Here is a 3,930-nt window from a genome sequence, read left to right on the forward strand (position 1 = left end):
ATTTCTCCTTTTCTTAATAGTTTTTTGTGCATGCATTGTAATAGTTTTTTGTTAAAAAGTCAAGATGGTTATTTGAAATTATTTAATAAAGTTTAGTCATATTAACTAAACTATATGTTATGTATCTATTTTTTACTTTTTTTTATAATTTTTTTCTTATACTCATTGACAATAAAGGTATCTTTGGTTAAAATTCCGTCTCTTCACAAAGATGTCAAGGTAGCTCAGCTGGTTAGAGCGCTGGTCTCATAAGCCGGAGGTCGAGGGTTCGAGTCCCTCTCTTGACACCATTGAAATAATCAACAACCCCTTATTTACTTAACTTCCTGAAGATTAATCACAATATTGTCACGCGTTTACTTCTCTATATTTTGCGCCGGAGGTCTCAACTTTTGTCCAAAAAAGGTTTTAGAGTTATATTCACAATTATGTTTCTATAGACCTAATGCTTGTTTGGTAATATTAAAATTACTTTCAAGATAACTAAGTACAATCCATAATGATAAAAAAATTACTTATACTTGCAGGATTATGTATCGTTGTAAATCCGTTCATAATTTTGACTGCAGTTTCTCTCTTTCTCCTCACAAAACAATACCAGGAACAGCTAGAAACATCTCGTTCCTAAGCCTGAAGTCGATGGTTAGGGTCTCTCCTTGACACTACTCAAATAATCACAATCCCTTTATTCAATGCATCTCCAGACAAATTATTGAAATAATTCACGTACCTATATTTTCCTATTTTTAAGTCAGAGGTCTACACTGCTTTATATATGTTTATCAAACTTTATCATCTGGTACTTCTCTTCCTAATTTCCTCTTAACATTGTTATCTGCTTTTACAAGAAATTTAGAGGAGTACCATACTATAGCAATCCATATAGGTGATGCCAACAATGTAGCAAGTAGAGCTGAGTCTATTAGGTTATATACAGTTATTCCTATCACTGCCAATGAACCAATAATGGCAATAAAAGACATAAACGCATAAACCACCTTCCATAAATAAAATAGTATGTTTTGTTTTGTCATTCTCATTCCTTTTTTTATTGAGTGAAGTATATCAAATCTTATATATGAGTATAGGTGATTAGGTTAGAAGATGATCTACAAAATTGGACAAAATAACAAGATTGAATAGCACAATGCATAGCTCTAGATGATTATATGTAGATTTCTAAATTGAGAATAATATTGTATGTAAATACGATAAAGGTAGACTAGAGAGTTTTAGATGTACCTTTATCTATGTAATATGAAGAGTTACTACCTAGCACTGGAAGGGATACCAAATACACAACTAATGCCTAAGGTGGTTGGAAGTCTAATTATTTGACTTTTGTATTCTCTTCAAGTTTTATGTTCTCAGGGTTCATGAGACTTTCAAGGTTTGCATTGGTGAGTGTTTTCTGTAATAAATGACCTTTGTCAAGATCAAGTGACTTAAAACTGTGATCTTCTAGAAGTTCCATAAATTCAAAAACCTCTTCTGTAATTGCAAATTCACCCTCTGTCACTCTTAGCTTCTTAAAATACTCCAATATGGCTTGTGTTGTTTTACTTTCACTTTGTTCTATCTCTTTGTACCCAAATGCAATAACATAGACACCCGCTTGAGAAGCAGATTCTACAAAGTTTTTGATTCTTCTTAACTCAAATTCCTCTGTTGGAAAGTTTTCTAAATTCATCAGTACCAGATGATACATCTTTTTAAGTTTAGATTTTTGATTATGTTCACTTATCGTAGGTCTATTACAACATAACAACTCTTTATGACGAGATATGATAGTCTCTTCTAGCTCCTCAAAAAGTGCTGACATCATCTCAGAGTTATAAGCCGTTTTATAGATATGAAGATACTGCAAAGGTGAAAGATTATAGAACTTCTTTTTACCAAAATCAAAAAGATCGACTTGTAAACTCTCATGAGGCATTGTAGAGAGCAGTTCCAAACAAAGACTCTCTAGTAAATTATCAGCCTTTGCTTCAGAAACTTTATCATACAATAGGCAAAATCCACCATCACTAGTATTCGTATATAGAGGGATCGTGTCATTGTCTTTGTGTAGGTCTCCTATATGAAATGCCCATGGAAATGCATAATTCTCATCTTTATCTGCCATACTGTTGTACTCACTTATATTTTTGCAGCATTATATCACTATTTAGGTTAGGGAGGCTCTCTAACTCTTATGATGGAAGATGGACGGTATGTTTCAATCAGAGTTAGCAAAGATACTAGTGCTTATCGTGAAGAATCCAAAGATGCATCAATTTATTTATAAAATAACAAGTATATATTTTCTACTTGAATGACTTAATCCACTTCTTTTAAACTTTCTACTATAATTTCATAAATATTCCACATCTAGGTAAAGATTATGATAGATTTAAAATATCTCCAAAATAACTTCGAAGAGGCAAGTGCTAAACTGCAAAAAAAAGGTGTAGATACAGCTACCCTTGAAAACCTTCAAAATTTGTTTGCATCTCTAAAAGAATCCAATGCTACATTAGAAGCTTCGAAAGCAGAACAGAACAGTATGTCTAAACTTTTTGGTCAGTATATGCGTGAAGGTAAAGATATTACAGAACTTAAAGCAAAAGTGGATGCAAATAAAGAAGCGATGGTACCTCTTCAAGAGAAGGCGAGAGAAGCGGAAGAAGCACTCTATACTGTAGCACTTGCGATGCCTAACTTTCCGGATGATACTGTACCGGAAGGTGAAGATGAAGATGACAATGTTGAACTTCGTAAAGTACTTGAACCAAAAAGTTTTTCTTTTGAACCTAAAGAGCATTGGGCATTAGCTGAAGCGAATGGTTGGATAGACTTTGAACGTGGGGTAAAACTTGCTAAGAGTCGTTTCTCTGTGCTTCGTGGTGAGGCTGCAAGGCTTGAAAGAGCGCTTATTAACTTCTTTCTAGACACGAATGCTACAAAAGGGTTTGAAGAGCTTTGTGTGCCATTTATGAACAATGCTACAATGCTTCAGGGAACAGGACAGCTACCTAAGTTTGAAGATGATCTCTTTAAGATAGACGGAGAAGATCTTTATCTTATCCCTACAGCAGAAGTACCATTGACCAATATGTACAATGATGAGATACTTACAGAGAAAGAACTCCCGGTACTGATGACGGGTTATACACCATGTTTTAGAAAAGAAGCAGGATCTGCCGGACGTGATACACGTGGCATGATACGTCAACATCAGTTTGATAAAGTGGAAATGGTAGCTATCGCACATCCGGATAAGTCGGATGAAGTATTTGAGATGATGGTGCAAAATGCTTCAGATATATTGACAGCACTAGGTCTGCCTCACAGAGTTGTAGAACTTTGTTATGGTGACTTAGGTTTCTCTGCAGCTACAACGATAGATTTGGAAGTTTGGCTCCCGGGACAAAACAAATACCGCGAAATCTCTTCAATCTCCAACACAAGAGATTTCCAGGCAAGACGAGCAAAGATCCGTTTTAAAGATGGTAAGAAAAACAGATTTGTACATACGTTAAATGGCTCAGCACTCGCAGTAGGCCGTACTATCGTGGCTATTATGGAGAATTATCAAAATGAAGACGGGACGATTGAGATCCCTGAAGTACTTAAAAAGTATATGTAAGTTATACTCGTCTCAGTTTAGTAAGTATTTTTACTAAACACCTATAAATAGGCAGATTGAATTGCCTATTGGCTACCACAATTATTGAACCTTTTTCTTTCTTTTTTATCTATGATTATTGATATATTTTTTAAATTTGTCATTTTACTTTTCTTCTTTTAGTTTTTTACTAAATAGTGTACCCTTGTCATGAATATCATTCATAAGAAAATCTCTTGCAGCTGACAGGTCAAAACCACTACATAAAAACATCTCTTTGCCTTTACTCATAATATGCTCAGCTGCTTTGAGTTTAGTAACTA

At 34.4% G+C, this 3,930-nt stretch carries 3 protein-coding genes and 1 tRNA gene; 2 read left to right on the top strand and 2 right to left on the bottom strand.

The annotated features are described in order from the left end of the window. Positions 1-213: 213 nt before the first annotated feature. Positions 214-290 (top strand) — tRNA-Met (locus ABYK33_RS14425). A 492-nt stretch (positions 291-782) separates the two neighbouring features. On the opposite strand, the gene ABYK33_RS14430 is transcribed toward ABYK33_RS14425, so the two are convergent. Both ABYK33_RS14430 and ABYK33_RS14435 read right to left on the bottom strand, forming a co-directional pair. Further along, positions 783-1,034 (bottom strand): hypothetical protein, encoded by a 252-nt coding sequence (locus ABYK33_RS14430; protein WP_373033995.1) that lies wholly within the window; start codon positions 1,032-1,034, stop codon positions 783-785. A 296-nt stretch (positions 1,035-1,330) separates the two neighbouring features. Next, entirely contained in the window at positions 1,331-2,125 is a 795-nt protein-coding gene (locus ABYK33_RS14435; RefSeq protein ID WP_373033996.1) for a hypothetical protein, read from the bottom strand. A gap of 258 nt (positions 2,126-2,383) precedes the next feature. Here ABYK33_RS14435 and serS point away from each other — a divergent pair, with 258 nt between their 5' ends. Next, positions 2,384-3,628 carry a serine--tRNA ligase gene (gene serS / locus ABYK33_RS14440; RefSeq protein ID WP_373033998.1) on the top strand — a complete coding sequence of 415 codons (1,245 nt, stop codon included), beginning with the start codon at positions 2,384-2,386 and terminating at the stop codon, positions 3,626-3,628. Positions 3,629-3,930 lie beyond the last annotated feature (302 nt).

It is taken from the genome of Sulfurovum sp., assembly GCF_041562805.1.
Classification (GTDB): Bacteria; Campylobacterota; Campylobacteria; order Campylobacterales; family Sulfurovaceae; genus Sulfurovum.